This window comes from Pseudomonas sp. GW821-FHT02A08 (assembly GCF_059422045.1).
The window spans coordinates 317,878-335,482 of record NZ_JBWKWD010000001.1 but is presented as its reverse complement, the minus strand read 5'-3'; the positions used below and the strand labels follow the sequence as shown (position 1 = coordinate 335,482).

The 17,605-nt window shown below is 51.1% G+C and carries 15 protein-coding genes; 9 read left to right on the top strand and 6 right to left on the bottom strand.

What is annotated here, in order from left to right; genetic code table 11:
- Positions 1-776: 776 nt before the first annotated feature.
- The 5 genes from AC07W4_RS01495 (at position 777) to AC07W4_RS01475 (ending at position 4,369) form a co-directional block, all read left to right on the top strand.
- Complete coding sequence (locus AC07W4_RS01495) at positions 777-1,265, top strand: Hcp family type VI secretion system effector (RefSeq protein ID WP_495031247.1); 489 nt, start codon at positions 777-779, stop codon at positions 1,263-1,265.
- A 7-nt stretch (positions 1,266-1,272) separates the two neighbouring features.
- The gene (locus AC07W4_RS01490; RefSeq protein WP_495031246.1) at positions 1,273-2,250 is read left to right on the top strand and encodes a hypothetical protein; all 978 of its coding nucleotides are present in this window, start codon (positions 1,273-1,275) and stop codon (positions 2,248-2,250) included.
- A complete protein-coding gene (locus AC07W4_RS01485) occupies positions 2,247-2,621 on the top strand; it encodes a hypothetical protein (RefSeq protein WP_495031245.1) in 375 nt (124 codons plus the stop codon). Before AC07W4_RS01490 ends, AC07W4_RS01485 begins: the two co-directional genes overlap by 4 nt.
- Before the next feature lie 788 nt (positions 2,622-3,409).
- Positions 3,410-3,775 carry a hypothetical protein gene (locus AC07W4_RS01480; protein ID WP_495031244.1) on the top strand — a complete coding sequence of 122 codons (366 nt, stop codon included), beginning with the start codon at positions 3,410-3,412 and terminating at the stop codon, positions 3,773-3,775.
- A gap of 114 nt (positions 3,776-3,889) precedes the next feature.
- Positions 3,890-4,369, top strand: a complete 480-nt coding sequence (locus AC07W4_RS01475) for a hypothetical protein (RefSeq protein WP_495031243.1) — start codon at positions 3,890-3,892, stop codon at positions 4,367-4,369.
- 68 nt (positions 4,370-4,437) lie between these two features.
- Here the strand turns inward: AC07W4_RS01475 and AC07W4_RS01470 are convergent, their stop codons facing one another.
- Both AC07W4_RS01470 and AC07W4_RS01465 read right to left on the bottom strand, forming a co-directional pair.
- Entirely contained in the window at positions 4,438-4,767 is a 330-nt protein-coding gene (locus AC07W4_RS01470; protein WP_495031242.1) for a hypothetical protein, read from the bottom strand.
- A 236-nt stretch (positions 4,768-5,003) separates the two neighbouring features.
- On the bottom strand, positions 5,004-5,912 hold the full coding sequence (locus AC07W4_RS01465; RefSeq protein WP_495031241.1) for a hypothetical protein: 909 nt from the start codon (positions 5,910-5,912) through the stop codon (positions 5,004-5,006).
- 1,118 nt (positions 5,913-7,030) lie between these two features.
- On the opposite strand from AC07W4_RS01465, the gene AC07W4_RS01460 reads away from it, so the two are divergent.
- The 4 genes from AC07W4_RS01460 to AC07W4_RS01445 all read left to right on the top strand — a co-directional run bounded on the left by AC07W4_RS01460 (position 7,031) and on the right by AC07W4_RS01445 (position 13,031).
- Entirely contained in the window at positions 7,031-10,621 is a 3,591-nt protein-coding gene (locus AC07W4_RS01460) for an SIR2 family protein (RefSeq protein WP_495031240.1), read from the top strand.
- 112 nt (positions 10,622-10,733) lie between these two features.
- Entirely contained in the window at positions 10,734-11,642 is a 909-nt protein-coding gene (locus tag AC07W4_RS01455; RefSeq protein WP_495031239.1) for an MvdC/MvdD family ATP grasp protein, read from the top strand.
- On the top strand, positions 11,635-12,708 hold the full coding sequence (locus tag AC07W4_RS01450) for a hypothetical protein (RefSeq protein WP_495031238.1): 1,074 nt from the start codon (positions 11,635-11,637) through the stop codon (positions 12,706-12,708). Before AC07W4_RS01455 ends, AC07W4_RS01450 begins: the two co-directional genes overlap by 8 nt.
- Entirely contained in the window at positions 12,705-13,031 is a 327-nt protein-coding gene (locus AC07W4_RS01445) for a hypothetical protein (protein ID WP_495031237.1), read from the top strand. The genes AC07W4_RS01450 and AC07W4_RS01445 overlap by 4 nt, the downstream gene beginning before the upstream one ends.
- A 101-nt stretch (positions 13,032-13,132) precedes the next feature.
- On the opposite strand, the gene AC07W4_RS01440 is transcribed toward AC07W4_RS01445, so the two are convergent.
- The 4 genes from AC07W4_RS01440 to AC07W4_RS01425 form a co-directional block, all read right to left on the bottom strand.
- Positions 13,133-13,990 carry a hypothetical protein gene (locus AC07W4_RS01440; RefSeq protein WP_495031236.1) on the bottom strand — a complete coding sequence of 286 codons (858 nt, stop codon included), beginning with the start codon at positions 13,988-13,990 and terminating at the stop codon, positions 13,133-13,135.
- An 89-nt stretch (positions 13,991-14,079) separates the two neighbouring features.
- A complete protein-coding gene (locus tag AC07W4_RS01435) occupies positions 14,080-16,971 on the bottom strand; it encodes a DUF927 domain-containing protein (protein WP_495031235.1) in 2,892 nt (963 codons plus the stop codon).
- Positions 16,968-17,252: a DUF3077 domain-containing protein gene (locus AC07W4_RS01430; RefSeq protein ID WP_495031234.1), complete on the bottom strand. Its 285-nt coding sequence runs from the start codon at positions 17,250-17,252 to the stop codon at positions 16,968-16,970. The genes AC07W4_RS01435 and AC07W4_RS01430 overlap by 4 nt, the downstream gene beginning before the upstream one ends.
- Positions 17,249-17,530 carry a hypothetical protein gene (locus AC07W4_RS01425; protein WP_495031233.1) on the bottom strand — a complete coding sequence of 94 codons (282 nt, stop codon included), beginning with the start codon at positions 17,528-17,530 and terminating at the stop codon, positions 17,249-17,251. The genes AC07W4_RS01430 and AC07W4_RS01425 overlap by 4 nt, the downstream gene beginning before the upstream one ends.
- Positions 17,531-17,605 lie beyond the last annotated feature (75 nt).

Here is a 17,605-nt window from a genome sequence, read left to right as displayed (position 1 = left end):
TTTGGCCGTTGGCCAGGGCACCCTGAGCGGGCATCTTGTTGTGCCCGGCACGGTCTTCGCCGCACCTCTACTGGGCATAAAGGGCAGCTTGCCACGCTGCTATTGATTGAACCGCACCAAAGCGACGTGCTCGGTTCTGCCTACGACTATCCATTAAGTCTAGATGAGTGGTGCACGGGGCGTTCACGCACTGGCCTAATGCCCGGAGGGCTTGTCGATGGCTGATGTATAGCAAGCAATACAGGTGAGAAGAAGCATCAGAGCCGTGGCCAATTCTACGGAGCAGACGCGCTGAAGTATTCCGCTGCAGCCCCAACGCACAACCCCTGTAGGAGCGAGCTTGCTCGCGATGGCGCCAGCCCAGCCAACATCAATACCGAAGGTGCACCGCAATCCCTGTGGGAGCGGGCTTGCCCGCGAAAGCGCCAGCCCAGCCAACACAAAAGCTGAATCAGCTGCCACCCTAGCAAGCCACCCACACCCCACAGGCCTCAACCACTAAGCTTCAGCCTTAGCCCCCGCCCGCTTAGACGCCAGCCCATTATCTCGATCCCGCACCGACACTTTCATCACATCATCCACCACTGCCTCAATCCCGCTAGAAATGAGTAATGAAGTTGAGTCTCAGTCGTCTATGTTTGCGCGTCCTACAGCTCAGAGCCAACACAGAGTAGGAAAAATCTGATTTCGCCCATTAGCGGCTTATGGATGAGTCATACCTGCCTGGAAGAACGTAGATTCCCTCCTGCAAATTTTACTTGCCAAGGAGAGGTCGTATGGCGTTTGACGCTTTTATCAAAATCGAAGGTATTCCAGGCGAAGCGCTTGACGAAAAATACCGCAACTGGATCGAAGTGAGTGGCTACAGCTTTAGCACCTATCAAAGCACTTCAGCCACCGCCAGCTCTGCCGGTGGCGCAACTGCCGGCCGGACAACGTTGAGCCATTTCACTTTTACCAAAACGCTGGACAAGTCCAGCTGCAAACTGATGGAAGCCAGTTGCGCCGGTGAGCACCTGAAAGAAGTCACTCTGGTGCTGAGCCGTGCGGGTACCGAGAAGCTCAAGTACTACGAGATCGTGCTCGAGGAAGTCATCATCGCCGACTACACGCAAAATGCCGCAGCCGGCATTCCAGTTGAAATCGTACAACTGAATTACGGCCGCATTAAAACCGTGTACACCCAGCAAAAACGCAGCGATGGTGCAGGCGGCGGAAACATAGCTGGCGGCTGGGATCGCATCGGCAATAAAAGATATTCGTGAGGCACAGATGACAGAGCCTCTAGCGTTTATCAACTCCCGAACCCAGTTTTTTGAATCCCTCAAGGCCGAACTGCGACTAACTGGCATCGCAAGAACCAAGTTTGACGCACTCAACAGCCATATCGCCAACACTGTGGTGTTGGCAGGTGAGTTAGTGATCATCGGTGATGTAACGACCGCATCCAGTACCTATCAAGAGGCGTACTTGATGACCAAAGCGAGGGACATTCACCTCGCTCTGCTGACTAATCAAGTCGACGCCGACGACTTCTTTCTCGACAACTTCGAATTGCTGCAGGACTTACTCGGCTATGGCGCTATTGGCGCCGGGGTTGTCAGTGATGGGTGGAGCAAACACATGGCTGCGATCAAGACTACGCTAGAGGAGATCGAGCAGGCCCATGAAAACTATCTGCGCAGCGGATCTATTGCCCCCAGAGACAGGTTCTACAGCGAACGCGCCAGGTTGTTCGTCAAGCTGGAAAAACAACTGGGCAATGTAGCCTCCTACGGCTCGGGGCTTCGTTCCCAAGGTTCGATAAAACGAATGCTGGGGATTTCGACCAAGAGTTACATGAGTACTGGAGAGATTGCCGGATATGCGCAGAAGGTCAGTGGCGTGGCCAGGGCGGCGAAGCTGATCAAGCGAGGAGTCTACATTGGCACTGCGTTGGAGGTTGCCTCTGCCGGGCTGAAGATCAAGCAGGCATGTGCGTTGGGACGGGAGGATGAGTGTACGAAGGCGAAGTCCGTCGAGGGTTCTTCTTTGGCGGGAAGCCTTGTTGGTGGAGCCGTTGTAGGAGCCATTGGAGGGCAGGCAACAATCTTTGGGTGCATGTTGGTGTTAGGTGTCGCAAGTGGCGGGCCTAGTGCACTCGTATGCGGCGTAGTTGGCGGTGCAGTGGGTGGGGTCGAAGGAGGGAAGATAGGCGAAATGGCAGGTGAATATATTGGCGAATACCTCTTTGAGAAAATAGCGCAGTGAATAACGCCCACGTCGGTTTGATATTTTTAATAATACTTGGTCCACTTTTATTTGTAGCGATATGGTTGATTTATATTGTGCAAGCTCACACCGAAAAAGCGGAAGCGTTGCTGTGTAATAGTCATTTTGTGAAAGTTAACAAGGCCGCATTTTCTAATTTCGGTGTTGTTGGGAAAGTTATGCGCAGTGGGGTTCTCACTATGGTTTTGATGATGCCGGGAATTTCCGTCAGACGAGGTATCGTTAATGCTGCTGAAGTCGAAAAATTTCCCAAGGGTTTGAAACGAATTCTAGTTGTCTCATGGGGGTTGTGTTGGCTATTAAGTCTTGTTTTTATTATTTTTGGGGGCTGCGTGAAGTATATTAAGTGAATTGGGCGAGTGGCAGATATATTGCTGGCTGGAAAATGGCTTATGCCGTGATTGGAGGAAACGTAGGCGGTTGGTTGTAGGTGAGATCGGCGAAAAGTTTGGAAATTCGTGTAGAGAAGCTGTTTATGAAGTCTTGCCATAATGAATAATGTTGCGCTGGCGATCATCGTAATATCGATACTTTTTCTTGGAGTCGTATCGGCGTGCTGGATTCTTTTGTCTTCATATCGTTTTACTGAGATGGTAGAAAGTTACCTGAATAAAAGTAGGTTTGTAGAGAATAATCGCAAGGTGCTTTCCCATGCGGGTTTGATGGGGCTGCTCATCAGGAATTGCGCAATGGCACTAATGTTTTTGATTCCTCGACTCTGTGAAAGGCGTGGCCTAATAGAAAAAGATGAGTTGTTGAATCTGCCGATTCACCTAAAGCGAAAGTTATTGGTGCCATGGTTTATTAGTGGTGTCTCGTTATTTGCGGCATTTATCTATTGGCTTTTTGTCGTTTAATTCTAAAGCGTAATTGGAACCGCTTTCCCATGGGTCGGCCTTGCTTAGACACCATAGAAGTAGGGGGGGTGGCAAGTTACAAATCGGGAACGGCTAAAAGGGGACAAATTTATTTTCTTTTTCGGCTTGAGAAATAAATCTTTCCCCTTTCTTCCCCTGTGGCTATCGGATACGTTATAGGGGGCGCCGGATTACTGGGGTGTGCTGTGGCTGGCGGTGGGCAAGGTTGGCGAGAGTACTGGAGGATGGGTAGGTGAAGTGGTTTATGAGTCATTGCAACAATGAGTGATCTTGCATTGGCAGGTATCGGGATTCTCATAATTTTTTTCGCAATGGTGACCTCATGCTGGATGTATGTATTTTCTTATCTGTTTACCGAGTTGATAGAGAGTTACCTCAATAAGAGTAAATTTGTAGCAAGTAATCGTAAGGCTTTGTCCGGGTTGGGATTGCTCGGTAAGCCGGTCAGAAATGGTTCGGTGGCATTGATTTTTTTATGTCCTAAACTTTGCGAGAGGCGTGGTCTAATTGAAAAGGATGAGTTGTTGAATTTGCCAATAAGCCTAAAGAGAAAGTTGTTGGCGCTCTGGATTTCTGCTGGAGCTTTGCTTTTTGTGGCGTATGTTTTTTGGATTTTTGTCCTTTGATTTTAGTACGTAGTAAAGGGCGTCCTTATTACCTTTGTGTTGGTTTGGCTTTTACTCTATTTAGCAGCAAGGAAGTGCTAGCGGAAAGTTATATGTAACGAAGGGCGTTGACTGATGGCTCGTGGAAAAGTTAAGCCGATATCAAGAAAATGCAGGTTTTGCGGAGCGATAAATGAAGCAAACTCAAGAGGAATTAAAGGCGGTCTCTGCTATGGATGCAGAAAATCAAGGCATGAGCGAGTGGGAGCTATTGTGTCGAGGGCGCAAAAACTCCGCTTAACGGTTGTGCTTAGCGTTATTTCTGTCTTTTTTTTAACATTGGCCGGTTATGCAATTTATTTCAAACACATCGTGCTGCCTTATGGAAGTCGAGTGCGATCCAGCTTATTGGAGTTCGACGGCTTGGGGGTTATATTGCCAGCGCTGTCGCTGATTCTGCTCTCGGTGGGTACTTTATCTATCATTGCGGTCAATAATTGTTCTAACGGAAAGGTGTATGAGAAAATAATGAATATCAGTCTGTGTGCAGGCTTGTTCTTGTATTCAATAATTATTTTCTTTGGTAGCGAGTTTCACTACAGGTTATTTAATTAAGGTGGGACTGTCGGGACTGTCAGATTTTTTGTGTTCGGGCCCGTGTCTCTTTGGCCGCCCACCCTCATTCATTGAATGTCTTTCAAATAATCCTTGAGCGCGATGAGCGGACCATCAAGCTGCTCCATCGTCTGAATCCCGGAAAACTCCCCCGCCAACCTCCCCAACTCCCGCCCCAGCGGCTTATCCACACCCCCAACAGCCTCCAACGCCAACCCCACACACTCACCCACCTTCACCTGAATCCCCTCAACATCCCCCCGCCGTACCAGCAACTCAAACACATCCCGCTGGTAGTCACCCATGACCAGATCGTCACGCAAAATCGGGCTTGAATCGTCCGATTCGTAAGCCAGCTTGAGGGAGAAGAGGGCGACGGTTTCCAGGTGCAATTCCATGGGGGGAATCCTTGATGTATGTCGTTTTGACCGAGGATGCGAAGATCAAAAGCATCGCTGGCAAGCCAGCTCCCACAGGACGGCGGTGGGGCAGGTGCTTTTCTTTGGGCGAAAAAAAAGGCCTTGCTAAGCAAGACCTTTCTTAATTTTGGTGCCCGAGGGAGACTGTAGGCATCCATATAATTCGTGGCTTGCAGCAAGATTTTAACAGTAGGGATACAAGCAGGGATACAGATTCATTCCGGCTGCGTCGTTACCATTGATGGGTAGAGTAATTTAAAACGAGCCAGGGCGACAGAAGACTCAATGTTTTCAACAAAAGTTCTCACATTCTCCATCGCTTCCATAACCCAGCTTGCTGGAAAGGAGTGCTCCTCTCCGTCCTTGTCCTTTCCATTCCGATGAACGACGTCGTGCCTGATCTGTACAAAGCTAAGAAGTCGGACCTTGAGATCCTCGTCTGGAAAAATATCTATCTCTAGGGCGATCTTAAACATCGCCTCGATTTTAGGGAGGTTGTGATACAGCAATCCCTTGAGATACGTACGGATCTTGTCGCTAACGACATTAGGGTTAGCCAAGATGACACTTAGCGGGACCTTCTCGGCTGAAAGCTCCTTATCCTTGACCGCTAGGCGTTGCATGGCTTTACCGCTGGTTAGCACCGCTCCTTGGAGTGTGTCGCCTAGGTATGCCTCCATCGAGCTAATCGTATCGGCAAAAATCATCCTTTGAATTACTTCCGCCGAGCGTCTAAAAACACCTTCTTCGCTGCCTGAGCACTCTGCTAGCACGTCGCCCAGATGAAAGTAATTAGAGAGATAGACTTCGTAAGGTCTCTGCGGAATAGAGTTATTGAGCCATTCGTTTTCTTGTGAGTCATCTGATGCAAAGGGGGCTTCATCTGCATCGACATTCACATGGGGATGATCAATCAGTTCGATGAAGCAACCAGCAGGTGAGTTCTGAATGTGAATGTTGAAAAACTCTCCGCATTGATCGCATTCCATTTCACCATCATCTTCAGATAGGGAGTCCGAGAGAGGCTCAACGCACCAATCTACCTCCGGCACCTCGACTGTGGTGCAGGCTTCTTTCTCACATACTGGACATTCAAATCTTGCTGTGGTCGTTAACAGACTCATGGAGTGCTCAGTCGTTTTGATGGGGTGGATCGCGATCAGCGTAGATCACGACTACGAAAATCGCCGGGGCCCCTGGAGCATACGCGAAGCTACGGGGTCGGAAACCCGCGGGATCGTGGTAGCGGCAGCTTACCCAGCTTACTGAAATTTCAATGTTGAAATTGAAGGGATTGTCGAAGAAAAAGGGTCACCTTTACCGCATCTGTAAAGGTGTCCCGTCGTGTTGATGATTGTGAACACCAGGGCACCGTCAACCGCGGGGATCGATGTCAACTACGTCAACCTGTCAACCAATGTGAAAAAACCTACCACTAACACGAAGGCGCGGGTTCTCTGCCCCGTGTCTATCCGAAATAACCAGGGTCCCCAGCGACATCCCAAGTCATAGTGCAGATGCACTGGTGAAAAGCAGTTCACTAAGCTGGGCATTTTTCCGCTAACACGATCACGCGGGTTTCGACCCCGTGTCGAACTAAACACTCCAGGGGCCCTCGCCCGACAACGTCCGAACTCGGGGGCGCAGTTTTCAGCCTCCGGTGTGCTTCTACATCCCCGGGACTTCGGGGAAATTTTCAAGGGCAAATGAATGTTGCGCATTAAGAACATGACGGTCGATTTTCTGTCGCTGGGGGCATCCCGGAAAATGGGGGCGGGGGTGCATTGCCATTAGCGCTTAATAAGCGTGTAACTCGTGTAATGCGTGTAACAAATATCGATAAGTAATTGAAAATATTAGATTATTTATAAGTTACACGTCCGTCGCCTGTTCCGTTCGCCGTATGTAACATGGGGAGCCTGTGTAACGCTGAAGCAAGAAGGACTTGTGCGACCTGTTGGGCTGCTTGATGAGCGTGAAAAGCTGGTTTTGGGCAAAAGCAGTCACAAACCGATTCTAGACCGCAAGACGTCTCAATCACCATCGGGCATCCCCCGTGGCTCTTGACGTAAGATTTCTCTAGGCGAGGTTCGGATGCTAACGGTACAGTCGACTTAGCGCATATTGGTTTGGAGTTTTTGCTCCTGTATTTCACCTCTGTTCCCCGATCTGGTTTGGGTTCACACCTCGTGGCAACAGCATCCAAGATTAAAATGATTCAACTAAACAGAGAGCAATTTTCTTGAGTCTCCGGTTTTCTACAGAAGGTCCAGCATTCCCTGAGCAACTGGTTGATTCGTTGCTGACTGGAGAGGTGGTTTTTCTTTGCGGTGCGGGCGTGAGTGCGCCGCAACTTCCAGATTTCAAAAGCTTAGTCGAGCAATGTTTTAAGCGGCTAGGAATGGAAAAGAGCGCCTCCGAGGAGCAGTCATTTGAAGATGGGCGCTTCGAAGAAGTGCTGGGCTCTCTCAGTCGTCGTATTGTCGATCCAGCTGATATGACAAAGACAGTGGTGGACTTACTAAAACCCCGAGAAAAACCTGATCTCACTCATCACCGCACCATTTTGCGCCTATCACGCAATCTCGAAAATCGTCCAGTTATCGTCACTACTAACTTCGATACGATGCTTGAAAAAGCTCTTCTCGAATTCGAGAGTGTCGATCAGACACGGCAGCTAAGCTTTGCGGGGCAGGACCTACCGACGCCAGGTAGCGCTAATTTCGGTGGAATCATCCATCTCCACGGCCGCATAGCTGATGCACAAATTGATTTAGAAGAAACACCGCTTGTCGTAACCAGTGCAGATTACGGCGACGCCTACATGCGTTCAGGATGGGCGTCTCGTTTCTTGTTCGACTTGTGTCGATGTAAGACCATCGTACTTATCGGCTATAGCGCAGGTGACGCTCCTGTTCGTTATTTCCTAAATGTTCTTGAGTCCGATCGACAGAGATTTCCAGATTTGCGCGCAGTCTACGCGTTAGATTCGGTCAATGCGCGAGAGGAACCTGATGCGCGTTGGAGTGCACTTGCGGTCCAGCCGATCGTGTACGAAGTAATTACCGACTCTAAAACTGGCAAGCGAGACTACAGTGCATTGTGGCGTGACCTAGATCTGCTCGCTGACGTTGTAGAGCGGCCGCGAATAACCCGGCGAGCATGGGCTGAGGCTATTTTGAGGAAGCATTTTTCTGATGCTCAGCCGTCCGAGCTCGATCGAGTTTTGTGGCTGCTCAGAGGAAATCGCGATGTTTGGCCAGTCGCAATTTCTACCATTGAGGATGTCTCTTGGCTGGAATTCTTTGTCGAACGAAAGGCTTGGTGTAATGAAGATGCAGCGTGGATTTTCGCTGCATGGCTCAACCGCGATCTCCAGTCTGCTGCCCGATTTAGCGTAGCTGTTGCTTGGCTGAAACGGCTTGGAAAACCTTTCGCGGAGGCTATTGCTCGTCATATTCGTCAGACAAAGGGGCTACCAGAGTTGTGGCTGCGAGCTTGGCGCTTGCTTTCGAGTTCTCAGCCGCTTGATAGGAGCTTTGAGGAGCAGTCCTTCGCCATACAGGGTAGGCTCAGTAGTCAAGTGGTGCTGAGCGCTGATCTTTACAAGGCTGTCGAAATTCTTGCGCCGGTGCCTGAACTAACTTCTCGTGGCGATTCTCAATCTGTCCCCTATCGAGTCTCCGACATACTTGGGGTGAGATGGTCGGTTCAGGACCAGGGTGAAATTAAAGACCTATTGGACACCCTTGTTGCGATCGAACAACCAAATGTCATCATGGCTATTGCCACAGCTAAACTTCAAGAAATCGTATGTATGTCAGTTGATTTTGATTCAATTGATGAAGATTTCGATAGTATTGAGTTTTCGGTCCCATCGATTGAGCCGCACACTCAAAATGATCACCATGGGGGGGTAATATTCCTCGTCGAGCTACTTGCACGTTTACTTCCGGAGGGTACTCAGGCGGGTAGAGCCGTGTGCCGGTCTCTGGCAGAGTCTTGGCGTGGAATCACAGGCTTTCTTGGAATTCGCTTGTGGCTTCACGCGTTGCGTAACCCTGCACTCTTCACCGCAAATGAGGCCATAGCTGGAATAGAGGCGCTCCCACGTAATGCTTTTTGGCATATACAGCGTGAGCTCGCACTCGTACTGCGTGAGCGTTCGAAAGATGCGAATCCAGAGTTAGTTGCTCGGATTGAACGGCGGGTTCTTACTGAGGCTGATACCTATTTTGAACGTTACACGATCGAGGAAGGGCAGGTCGATTGGCGCAGCCATGCCTCTGATGCCGAAGTGTGGCTGCGCCTTAGTATGCTCGAGGCTGCAGGTGTTTTGTCTGAAACTGGATGCGCCGTTCTCATCGAAATTAAAGGACGTCGTGAATACCTTAATCGTGAAGTGGAAGATCGGGACCTCTTCAGATCCTACTCGACTGGGGTGCGCATGGTTGTGGGCGATGTCCAACCGATTGTCGACGCAGAAGACGATGAGCGTCTTGAGATTGCAAAGGCGGTAACTCAAAGTTCTGATATCAGGAAGCAACTCGGATGGAGTGTTTATTGCCGCACTGATCCCAGTGGTGCGTTTGATACTCTTAGCGGGGCGCCGCTTGACTCCTCAAACGTTCCGCTGTGGGGCGACCTGATCGGTTCCTTGTCGTTTCGACAGGAGGAAACTGATTCAATAGTTCGCGAGCTGACCATTAGTGTTTTCAGGGCTCTTGAACTAGCATCTGACGCTTTTATTGCACCCATAGTCAGTCGATTAGCAGACCTTTATTTCAGTGCGCCAAGGCAATCGGCGCCAGAGATTGTGAAGTGGTGGAAACGGTTGTTCGATATTGCCTTAGCTCAAGACATTGAGCCTATGGATGCTAGCCGCGAGCTATTTTCTGACGCTATTAATTCTCCAGGTGGGCGCCTTACCGAAGCCGAGCTGCTTGATATCCATCAGAGTCGCCAGGCAGGAGAAATAATTGGGGCGAGTCGGCTGGATTTAATCCTTCATGCGACTACTGCCGTGGGCCGTCAAGGCGTGTTTGCACGCGCGATTCTCATCCGAGATGCTGCCTTTATCCTATCGATGGACTGTCGGACTATCGTCAACGCTCTTGATTCTGCGCTTGACGGAACATCGAGCGAGGCCATGGCGTTGCGAGCAGTACTAGTTAGTCAGTCAGGGGTGTCGGCAGTTGTATCTTCGGCATTCAGCCAGCACATTCTACTAGGTGTCATCGAAGACAATGGACGGGAACGTAGGTCTCTTGGCGCAGCTGCAAAGATCCTTGCTCCGGCGTTGGCGATAATTCGCCAAGAACAAGATGCCGCCCAGTGGGGTATCGGACTTGAGCAAACGGCTTCATCGCTACGTCGCGGCGCACCGGCATTGCGCGAGGGGGCGGCACAGGTACTCAAACAGTGGATCTGGAAGTTAGACGGTGGACCTGGGGACGCATGGCGCACCTGCATAGGTCCATTGCTTTCTAGCATATGGCCGCGTGATCGTGCCTTGTGCGAGAAACAATTAACAGTCCATTTCGCTGAGTTGGCGATCGCATCGGCCGATGCATTTCCTCAGGCGCTAAAGCAATTGCTTCCTTATTTAACGCAGGTTGATGGTCACTTCAGCCTGCATACCATCGAGAAATCTGACATGCCTGAGAGGTTTCCTCAAGAGACGTTGATTCTACTGTGGCGCATCTTTGGCCCCGGCTGCGCCGGCGTCTATGGATTACCCAAGATACTTGAGCGCATGATCAAAGCCGAAGCGGCTATTGAGTTGGATCGCCGACTTCAATGGCTTGATCAGAAGGCGCTCCGATTCGAGTAGAGGCAATACGACTCGGCAGGTTTGCCGCTAGACTTTTCGCACGGCGCTCTTTTGATAGCTCTTGAGCTGCGAAAAATTAGGATGAGTCAGTTTCAAATGCAAGGATAGTTTCATGAAAAAACAAATATTGATGATAACGTCTGAAAATGATCTTACTTGTGATTATTTGATAAAGTCGTATTCGGATGTTTCATTTTTTAGGCTTGATTTTGACAGGTTTTCAAAATACGGCATGGCTGTTAGCGAAAATGGATTTCACATCGAATCAAATGAAGGGTCAATAGACTCTGAAACTTGTCGGTCAATTTACTACCGCAAGCCAGTTGTTGAGGATTTGTGTGGTGTATTCGAAAAAAAGTATCATTCATTTGTACATAAGGAAGCATATTCATTAGTTGAGGGTATTGCCGAGTCCTTTGAGGGGCGCTGCTTGACACGGCCCTCGGTGATGAGGAGAGCAAATAATAAAGTTGTTCAACTCATTCTTGCCAAAAAAATTGGCTTCAAACTGCCATTATCTTCTATTACGAACTGTCCATCTAATATCGTAGCGGTCTGCAAAGGGGATAAGATAGTAAAACCGTTGGCTGTTGGTACTGTAGTCAGTGATGGTGTGAAGGAATTTGTGCAAACAAATGTCTTTGATGATCGTATTACAACTGAAAATTTAAAGTATTCGCCCGCCTATTTTCAAGAATATGTAAGTAAGGACTATGAGGTTCGATCTACTTTCGTCGATCAGATAGAGTTTTCAGTGAAGATCCAGTCGGAAAATAAAATCGACTGGAGGAAAATGAATAATAAAATTCAGTATGAGGAAATCCGGCTGCCGGATAATATTTATAGTATGTGTGTTCTTTTTATGAAAGAGCTGAATATGTCATTCGGATGTTTTGACTTTATAGTTCGAGACGGAGAATTTTATTTTCTAGAAATGAATGCCAATGGTCAATGGGCATGGCTGGAGTTAGAGGTAGGCGTAAAAATATCAAAAAAACTTGTGGAGTACTTGGGTGAGTAAAATTATAACCGCTTGCTTCTTGTTTTTGTGCAAGTCACTAAACTGGATACCTTTTTTTCATCTTTCTTGTGATGATCGTTACGGCTCCTACGCGGTCACTACCACAGCAAGATTTTCGGTGTTGGCATTGTCGGTAGGTATGTATAAGGTTTATTTTTTAACTTGGTGTAATAAAAAATTTTCACCTTGGTTTGTATTGGATTTTCGTTCCGTAATGGCTTATCCCTCGACTCAGGTAGTCGACCTGAAAGCCGAGAACTATTTCTTAGAAATGAAGAGTACTAACCGATCTGAAGAGGAGTTGAAGGTTCAATACGAGTTTCTTAAAGAGGGCTACAATAATGCCTGCGCAAGTAAGTCGTCGATGTTATCTAAGGTTTCGTCTCATGCATCTACCTACTTAGTTCTCGCTGGGTTCTATGCTTATGTATTTAATGAGCTTTGGAAGCTTGATGGTTGGCCAAAAGTTTCTGCAGCGGTATTTATTTTTATTGGTGTTTTATTTTTGATTACAGCAGGGGTTTTTACATTTTCATTTTTGCAGGTTTCGAGTGAGATACGATCAAGATTTAGCGATGTTAAGGCTCCTGATGGCTCAAGCTATCTTGCTCAAGCTAAACATGCGTATGTTAATTGGTATGCGTCGAAGCTTGAAAATACGGTTTTAGCCTCAAAGATAAAGAATATTGAGCTAAATATGGTTGTTGCATTTCTATTAGTCGCGTCTCTATGGGTCTTTGTATTTGTTTCTGGCAGTGACCAGAATAAAACACAGGGTGCTCAGTTGACGACAGATCTGGAGATTCAGATTTTAAATAGCGAGGGGGTATTAGATAAAGAGGGGTTGAGTAAATTTTTTAATATTATCAGCGGGCCCAAGAATCGCCCTGCCGATCAGTATGTTATCCTGAGTAGTAACTCTGCGGATTCTGAAATTTATTCCAGTTTGGTAGGCGTCGCTAGGTCTATAGTTGGAAGTGATCATGTGTCGGAGCTCCGGCTTTCAAACTCTTCTGGTTTGAAAAGTAGCATCATTGTTAAGATAAAAAAGGAGGACGTAAAATGAAGCCGTATGTGTTGAACTATAGTGAGTCGCTCATAATGCCATCAGGATGTTCCATTAAACACCTTGCTGATAGCACTTTGGTGACAAGTGTTGTTGAGCCAAGTGATCCTGATGAGATTTATGCAGATTCCACTTTGATCACTAGGACGCTTGAGCCAGATGATAGTGATGAGGTTTTGTTCGGGTCTACTTTAATCACGAAGACACTTGAGCCCACTGACGATGATGATCTCATTGCTATGAACTATTTTAATCGGCAAAATATGAGCACTATGATAACAGAGACTATTGAGCCGGCCGACCCGGATGAGATTTTCCACTAGTTTATAAGTCTGAAAGGCTCTGCGTAGCAAGTTAGGGCTCAACAAGCCTAGGACTGACTAGTCGTAGCAAAACAGCCCGCGAGCGCGGGCTGATTCGGGGTTCACGCTGTTAGAAGATTTGCTAGTGAAATGTTGCGGGCGGCGACTGCTAGGTCGGAACTGTCAAGTTTCGAATGGAAGGGACCGAAGCGAGGCACTTCAAGTCCGGACAAAGCATCTCCCATCCCACCCTTTGCGTAACTCACGGCAAGTATCCGCGCTCCCACAGCTACTAATAGCTTCGTTGCTGCATTCCACTCTTCATCTAATCTAAACCCTATCGCGTTCAAAGCCGCTTTTTTGGCCTCATCCCCACGTTGTTGCGCGTTTGAAATTTGAGTTTCGATGGTGTCGAGTTCGGCTTGCAGGGCGGTGAGGATGAGTTCTTGCCTTCTCACTTGCTCATCCGTTATTGCAAGTTGCTTGGCGGCTTTCTGGATTTCGCTATTCGCGGTTTTTTCACCTTCATTGTCGCCACTGGCAAGGCTCCGGGCGTAGAGGCTGGCTGCGTCTCGCTCGGCTTGCTGTGCTTTTTCCAGAGCTTGTTCTGCCTCCGATTGAATCGCCCGAAGGCGCTCATTCAAGTGCGCTTGTGTCCGTTCCAATGCTTCGACCTGGGAGGCTGATTCGGACATCGCTTGGACGGATTCCGTTTTGATTTGGTCGACCCGCTCTAGGCGGTCTAGGTGAGTGAGCTTTTGTTCAATTCGTTCCAGCTCGCTGGAGATGGCGCGTACACGGCTTTGGGCGCTCGATAGTCTGTCCTCGGCGGCTCTGCCCTCTGGGCTTCCTATCATATTGCCGATAGGACTGTAGTTGCTGGGCGCATTGCGCCAAGCTGCCTCCAAGTGGGGGAGACTGTTTTCCAGCGTTTCGCGTTCAGAGATTAAAGCCGCCTGTTGCTGTTTCAATTCGTTCATGGTCAGTCCTAAAGTCAGATTTTTGGTTGTGTGTGCCTGGCTGGCGAGGCCGGAATAAGCCGGCGCTACCTCATGAATTAGGCAGCGACTTAGGCGGCCTGCGCTTCGCGCTCGCCTTGCTCAGGTACTGCTACAACCACGTAGCAACGCTGCAAACCAAGTCCAGGCAGGCGCACAGCGGTCGACGCTTTGCCATCGGCTCCCGGCTCCAATACGCCTCGACGTAACAGCTCCTTGTTAACCGCGTTGATGTTCATGCCCTTGAATACTTCGGAGCGCCAAGCTTCGGGCAGTACGTAGTAAGTAGTCGTCGTATGCAGCGTGTCGCCCATTCCGTGTTCCAGCGACTTGCGAAAACCCAGTCGGTCAATGGTGCGCGGACCGTGCTCGTCGATCTTCGCGGCGGCTGACTCCCAACGGGTAAAACGACTTTCACCGAAGCGCTCGATCACCTGGCGCAACCGCGCCAAAATTGCGTCCCCTTCGAAGTTACCGGCGCCGCCGCGCTCATTCATCCAGGCACTGAGGCACACCCGGGCTGCGGTGGTGGCCGTGCCGTCAGGCCAGCCGGTAATCCCCATCGCGGTGGCCAGCTCTCCGGCTGCGGCAGCCAACCCAAAGCGGGCAGCCGCTCGATGTGCCTGACCGCTGGCCGATGCTGGGAGTGCTTTAGCGATAAAGCCCTCCAGGGTGTGGCGCAGGATCGCCGCCCAGCCATGCTGCTTACCGGGCTCACAGAGGACCGACAGGAAGGCGGTCAATGGTGTGCCGTAGTACTTGGCCACCCGCGCCTTGAGCGCATCCGACAGGGCGGCCGCGTCATCAAAACCGTTCAGCACATCGAACATGCCCAGGCCTTTGCTGGCATCCGCTGGCACGGCGAGCATCCGCACTTCCATGCCGGCTTTCAGCTCCTTGTTGGCTTCGGCCATGTGCTGCGCCAACGTCTTCTCGCCGGTCGAGAGAAAGAGCAAGCGCCACTCCTGCACCTGTCGGCCCGCTTGTCCTCGATCATTGGCGCGAGCCTTCCCGGTTCCGTTGCCGAGCATGTACACCGTTTCGCCAATGATGCGCGGGTCGCACATGCCGATTTCATCCAACACTAGAAGCCCATCCGAATGCGCGGCGGCGATGGATTCCAAGGCGTTATCCGTCGAGCGCCAGGAACGCACCAGACGCGGCCCGCCGTAGATCGAAGCGGCCACTTGCAGGTGGGTGGTCTTGCCGCCCGAGCTGTCGCCGTAAAGGTGAAAGCCGCCGGATTCATGGCCGAGCATGTGCAGTAGTGGACCGGCAAACGCTACGCTGGCCACAAACGCCAAGCGGTGATTACCGATGCACAGGGCGCCGATCTGTTCTTGCCACTGCTCCAGAGTGCCGGCTTCACTGATGGGTGGAAGCTGTGCGCCGGCCTCATAGAAGTGCAGGTGTTCAGTGTGTGAACCGATCTGTTGTTCGGGCAGCAAGAAGGCGCTGTCGTGCCAGCCCAAGCGGGTCACCAGTCGAGCGCGTTGAGCGCTGTCGAAGCCGCCAAGGTAACTCTGCAGGTCGTTGCGGGCATTGCGACCGGAGCGACTGCCGGCTAGGCGCAGCCCCATGTCCACCAGCGGTCCGAGCACGTCCTTGCCGAAGTCGCCGGTCATGGTCCGCGCCGGGATGTTCCAGCGTTTTTTCGCCCCGTCCGGATCGTCGAACTCGACCAACAAACCCCAGTTGTGACCCTGCGCATCTCGGGTGCGAGCCAGGATCTCCAGCGGGGAGCACACCGGGCGCGCCTCGCCATCGTCACCGGAATAAAACACGCCTTCTGGCGTCAGGCGGAAGCCGCCGGGCAGCAGATCGTTTTTGGGTTTCGCGGCACGCTTGGTCATTGGCTTGGGTTTCACTTCAGGTGGTTCGGCCGGTGCTTGCTCCGGCTCAGCGCCGAACAATTCACCGCTACGCTCCAGCTTGGCGAAGTGCGCCGTCGTCCAACCTTTGGCTTGGGCATCGGCGGCGTCGTCGCCGTTATCCCATTGACCACCCTTGGCGAAGGTTGGTTGGTCATTCTTGAGGGTGGGCCTACGTTTGAAGACGTCCAGGGCGATCACGCGCACCGACGCGGCGCCGGCTTGTTGCAGTTGTTCGGCGACGGAGTCCATGCAGCTTATGCCACTGGCGTCGTTGTCTGGCCACAACACCACGGACCGACTTTTGAGCGGTGTCAGGTCGGCCTTGTGCCAGGAGTTCGAGCCGTTCGGCCAGCATGTGGCCACGTAGTTTGGCAGCAGATCCGCCGCGGCGTCCGCAGCCTTTTCGCCTTCGCACAGAATGACCGGAGCCCCGACGCGTTGCGCCAGTTCATCTAGACGCAGCAGAGGACGCGGCTTTGGCAGACCCTGCCAACGCCATTGCTGCGTTTGACTGTCGGCACGCTGGCACCAAGTCAATGGTGCAAACACCTTGCGCGGTTTGCCGTCTTCATCCGGGCCCAAGTCGAAGCGATAGAGCGCCATGACTGGTTGGCCTTGAGTATTGCGATACATCCAGACTTTGGACGGCGTACCGTGTTGCCGGTGTTTGGTCGGGCATTTACTCATGGCCTCAGCCGGGATCGGCTGAATGGCGAGCCATTCCGGTGTTTTGCTTTTGCTGGGTTCCGGCTTCGCTTGCACGGCCCCAGCGGAAACGCTCAGCAGGTCCGCCAGCTTGTTGCAGGCCTCGACGTCGGTGCCGCCATCCAGATAGCGCACCAGATCGATCAGATCACCGCCCTTGTCGTTAGTGGCAAAATCCGCCCAGGTGCCCTTGCTCAAGTTGACCTTGAGCGAGCCGGCGCGCTTGTCGGCGCGGGTTGGATTCGGAGCGGTGTATTCCTTGCCTCCATCCACGCGCTTGCCGTTGGGCAGCCAGTGAGCAAGCACACGATCAATGTTCTGCAACGCAACAGCTTTGACTTGAGCGAACGTGGGTCGACGGACGTTGGAAGTAGAGGCAGTCATGCGCCACCTCCTTGGGCCAATTGCAACCCACTGGTGACGTCGTCAATGATCGCCTTGGCCATCTCACTCAAATAATGCGAAGCCCAGACCATTGAGGCGTTGTCATTCTCCATACCGCTCAGGAAAGTGAGTTTGTTCACGCAATCCATGAGCAGGGAGGCTTGTTCAAGCGCTTCTTCGCACGAGATGCCGGCATTGATTCGGAACAATGGCTGGTTCTGAGCGTTGCACTTGGCAAAGGTGGCGCCGCCAACGGTATTGATCATCATCGAAGGATTCATTGCGCGCCTCCGCCCATGGCTTGCCGGGTGGAGTTGTCGGCGTGAACGGCGAGGGTACGGATCAATCCCAAGGTGCCCCGAACGTCCCACAGGGCGGCCGCGATGACATGGTTGGCTAGGCGGGGGCCGTTACAGTCGAACTGATCTTCAAGCAGCAAAAGCACAGAGTTGGCCCGTTCCACAGCACAGGTAAGGGCATCAATTGGAACACCGGCTTCGGCGTCGTTGTGGACGCAAAGCAAGTCCTCGGGCAGGGCGAAACTGAGAGCGGAATTCATTGGGCACCGCCTGCGGCTTCGAGAGCGCGAGCTTTGACCATGTGAGCGTTGTAACGGGTGAGGCGTGTAGCGAGA

Coding starts and splice junctions, on each gene's coding strand:
- AC07W4_RS01470 (WP_495031242.1), bottom strand. CDS start 4,767: ATGGAATTGCACCTGGAAACCGTCGCCCTCTTCTCCCTCAAGCTGGCT.
- AC07W4_RS01430 (WP_495031234.1), bottom strand. CDS start 17,252: ATGAATCCTTCGATGATGATCAATACCGTTGGCGGCGCCACCTTTGCC.
- AC07W4_RS01495 (WP_495031247.1), top strand. CDS start 777: ATGGCGTTTGACGCTTTTATCAAAATCGAAGGTATTCCAGGCGAAGCG.
- AC07W4_RS01475 (WP_495031243.1), top strand. CDS start 3,890: ATGGCTCGTGGAAAAGTTAAGCCGATATCAAGAAAATGCAGGTTTTGC.
- AC07W4_RS01455 (WP_495031239.1), top strand. CDS start 10,734: ATGAAAAAACAAATATTGATGATAACGTCTGAAAATGATCTTACTTGT.
- AC07W4_RS01490 (WP_495031246.1), top strand. CDS start 1,273: ATGACAGAGCCTCTAGCGTTTATCAACTCCCGAACCCAGTTTTTTGAA.
- AC07W4_RS01445 (WP_495031237.1), top strand. CDS start 12,705: ATGAAGCCGTATGTGTTGAACTATAGTGAGTCGCTCATAATGCCATCA.
- AC07W4_RS01440 (WP_495031236.1), bottom strand. CDS start 13,990: ATGAACGAATTGAAACAGCAACAGGCGGCTTTAATCTCTGAACGCGAA.
- AC07W4_RS01425 (WP_495031233.1), bottom strand. CDS start 17,530: ATGAATTCCGCTCTCAGTTTCGCCCTGCCCGAGGACTTGCTTTGCGTC.
- AC07W4_RS01465 (WP_495031241.1), bottom strand. CDS start 5,912: ATGAGTCTGTTAACGACCACAGCAAGATTTGAATGTCCAGTATGTGAG.
- AC07W4_RS01480 (WP_495031244.1), top strand. CDS start 3,410: ATGAGTGATCTTGCATTGGCAGGTATCGGGATTCTCATAATTTTTTTC.
- AC07W4_RS01435 (WP_495031235.1), bottom strand. CDS start 16,971: ATGACTGCCTCTACTTCCAACGTCCGTCGACCCACGTTCGCTCAAGTC.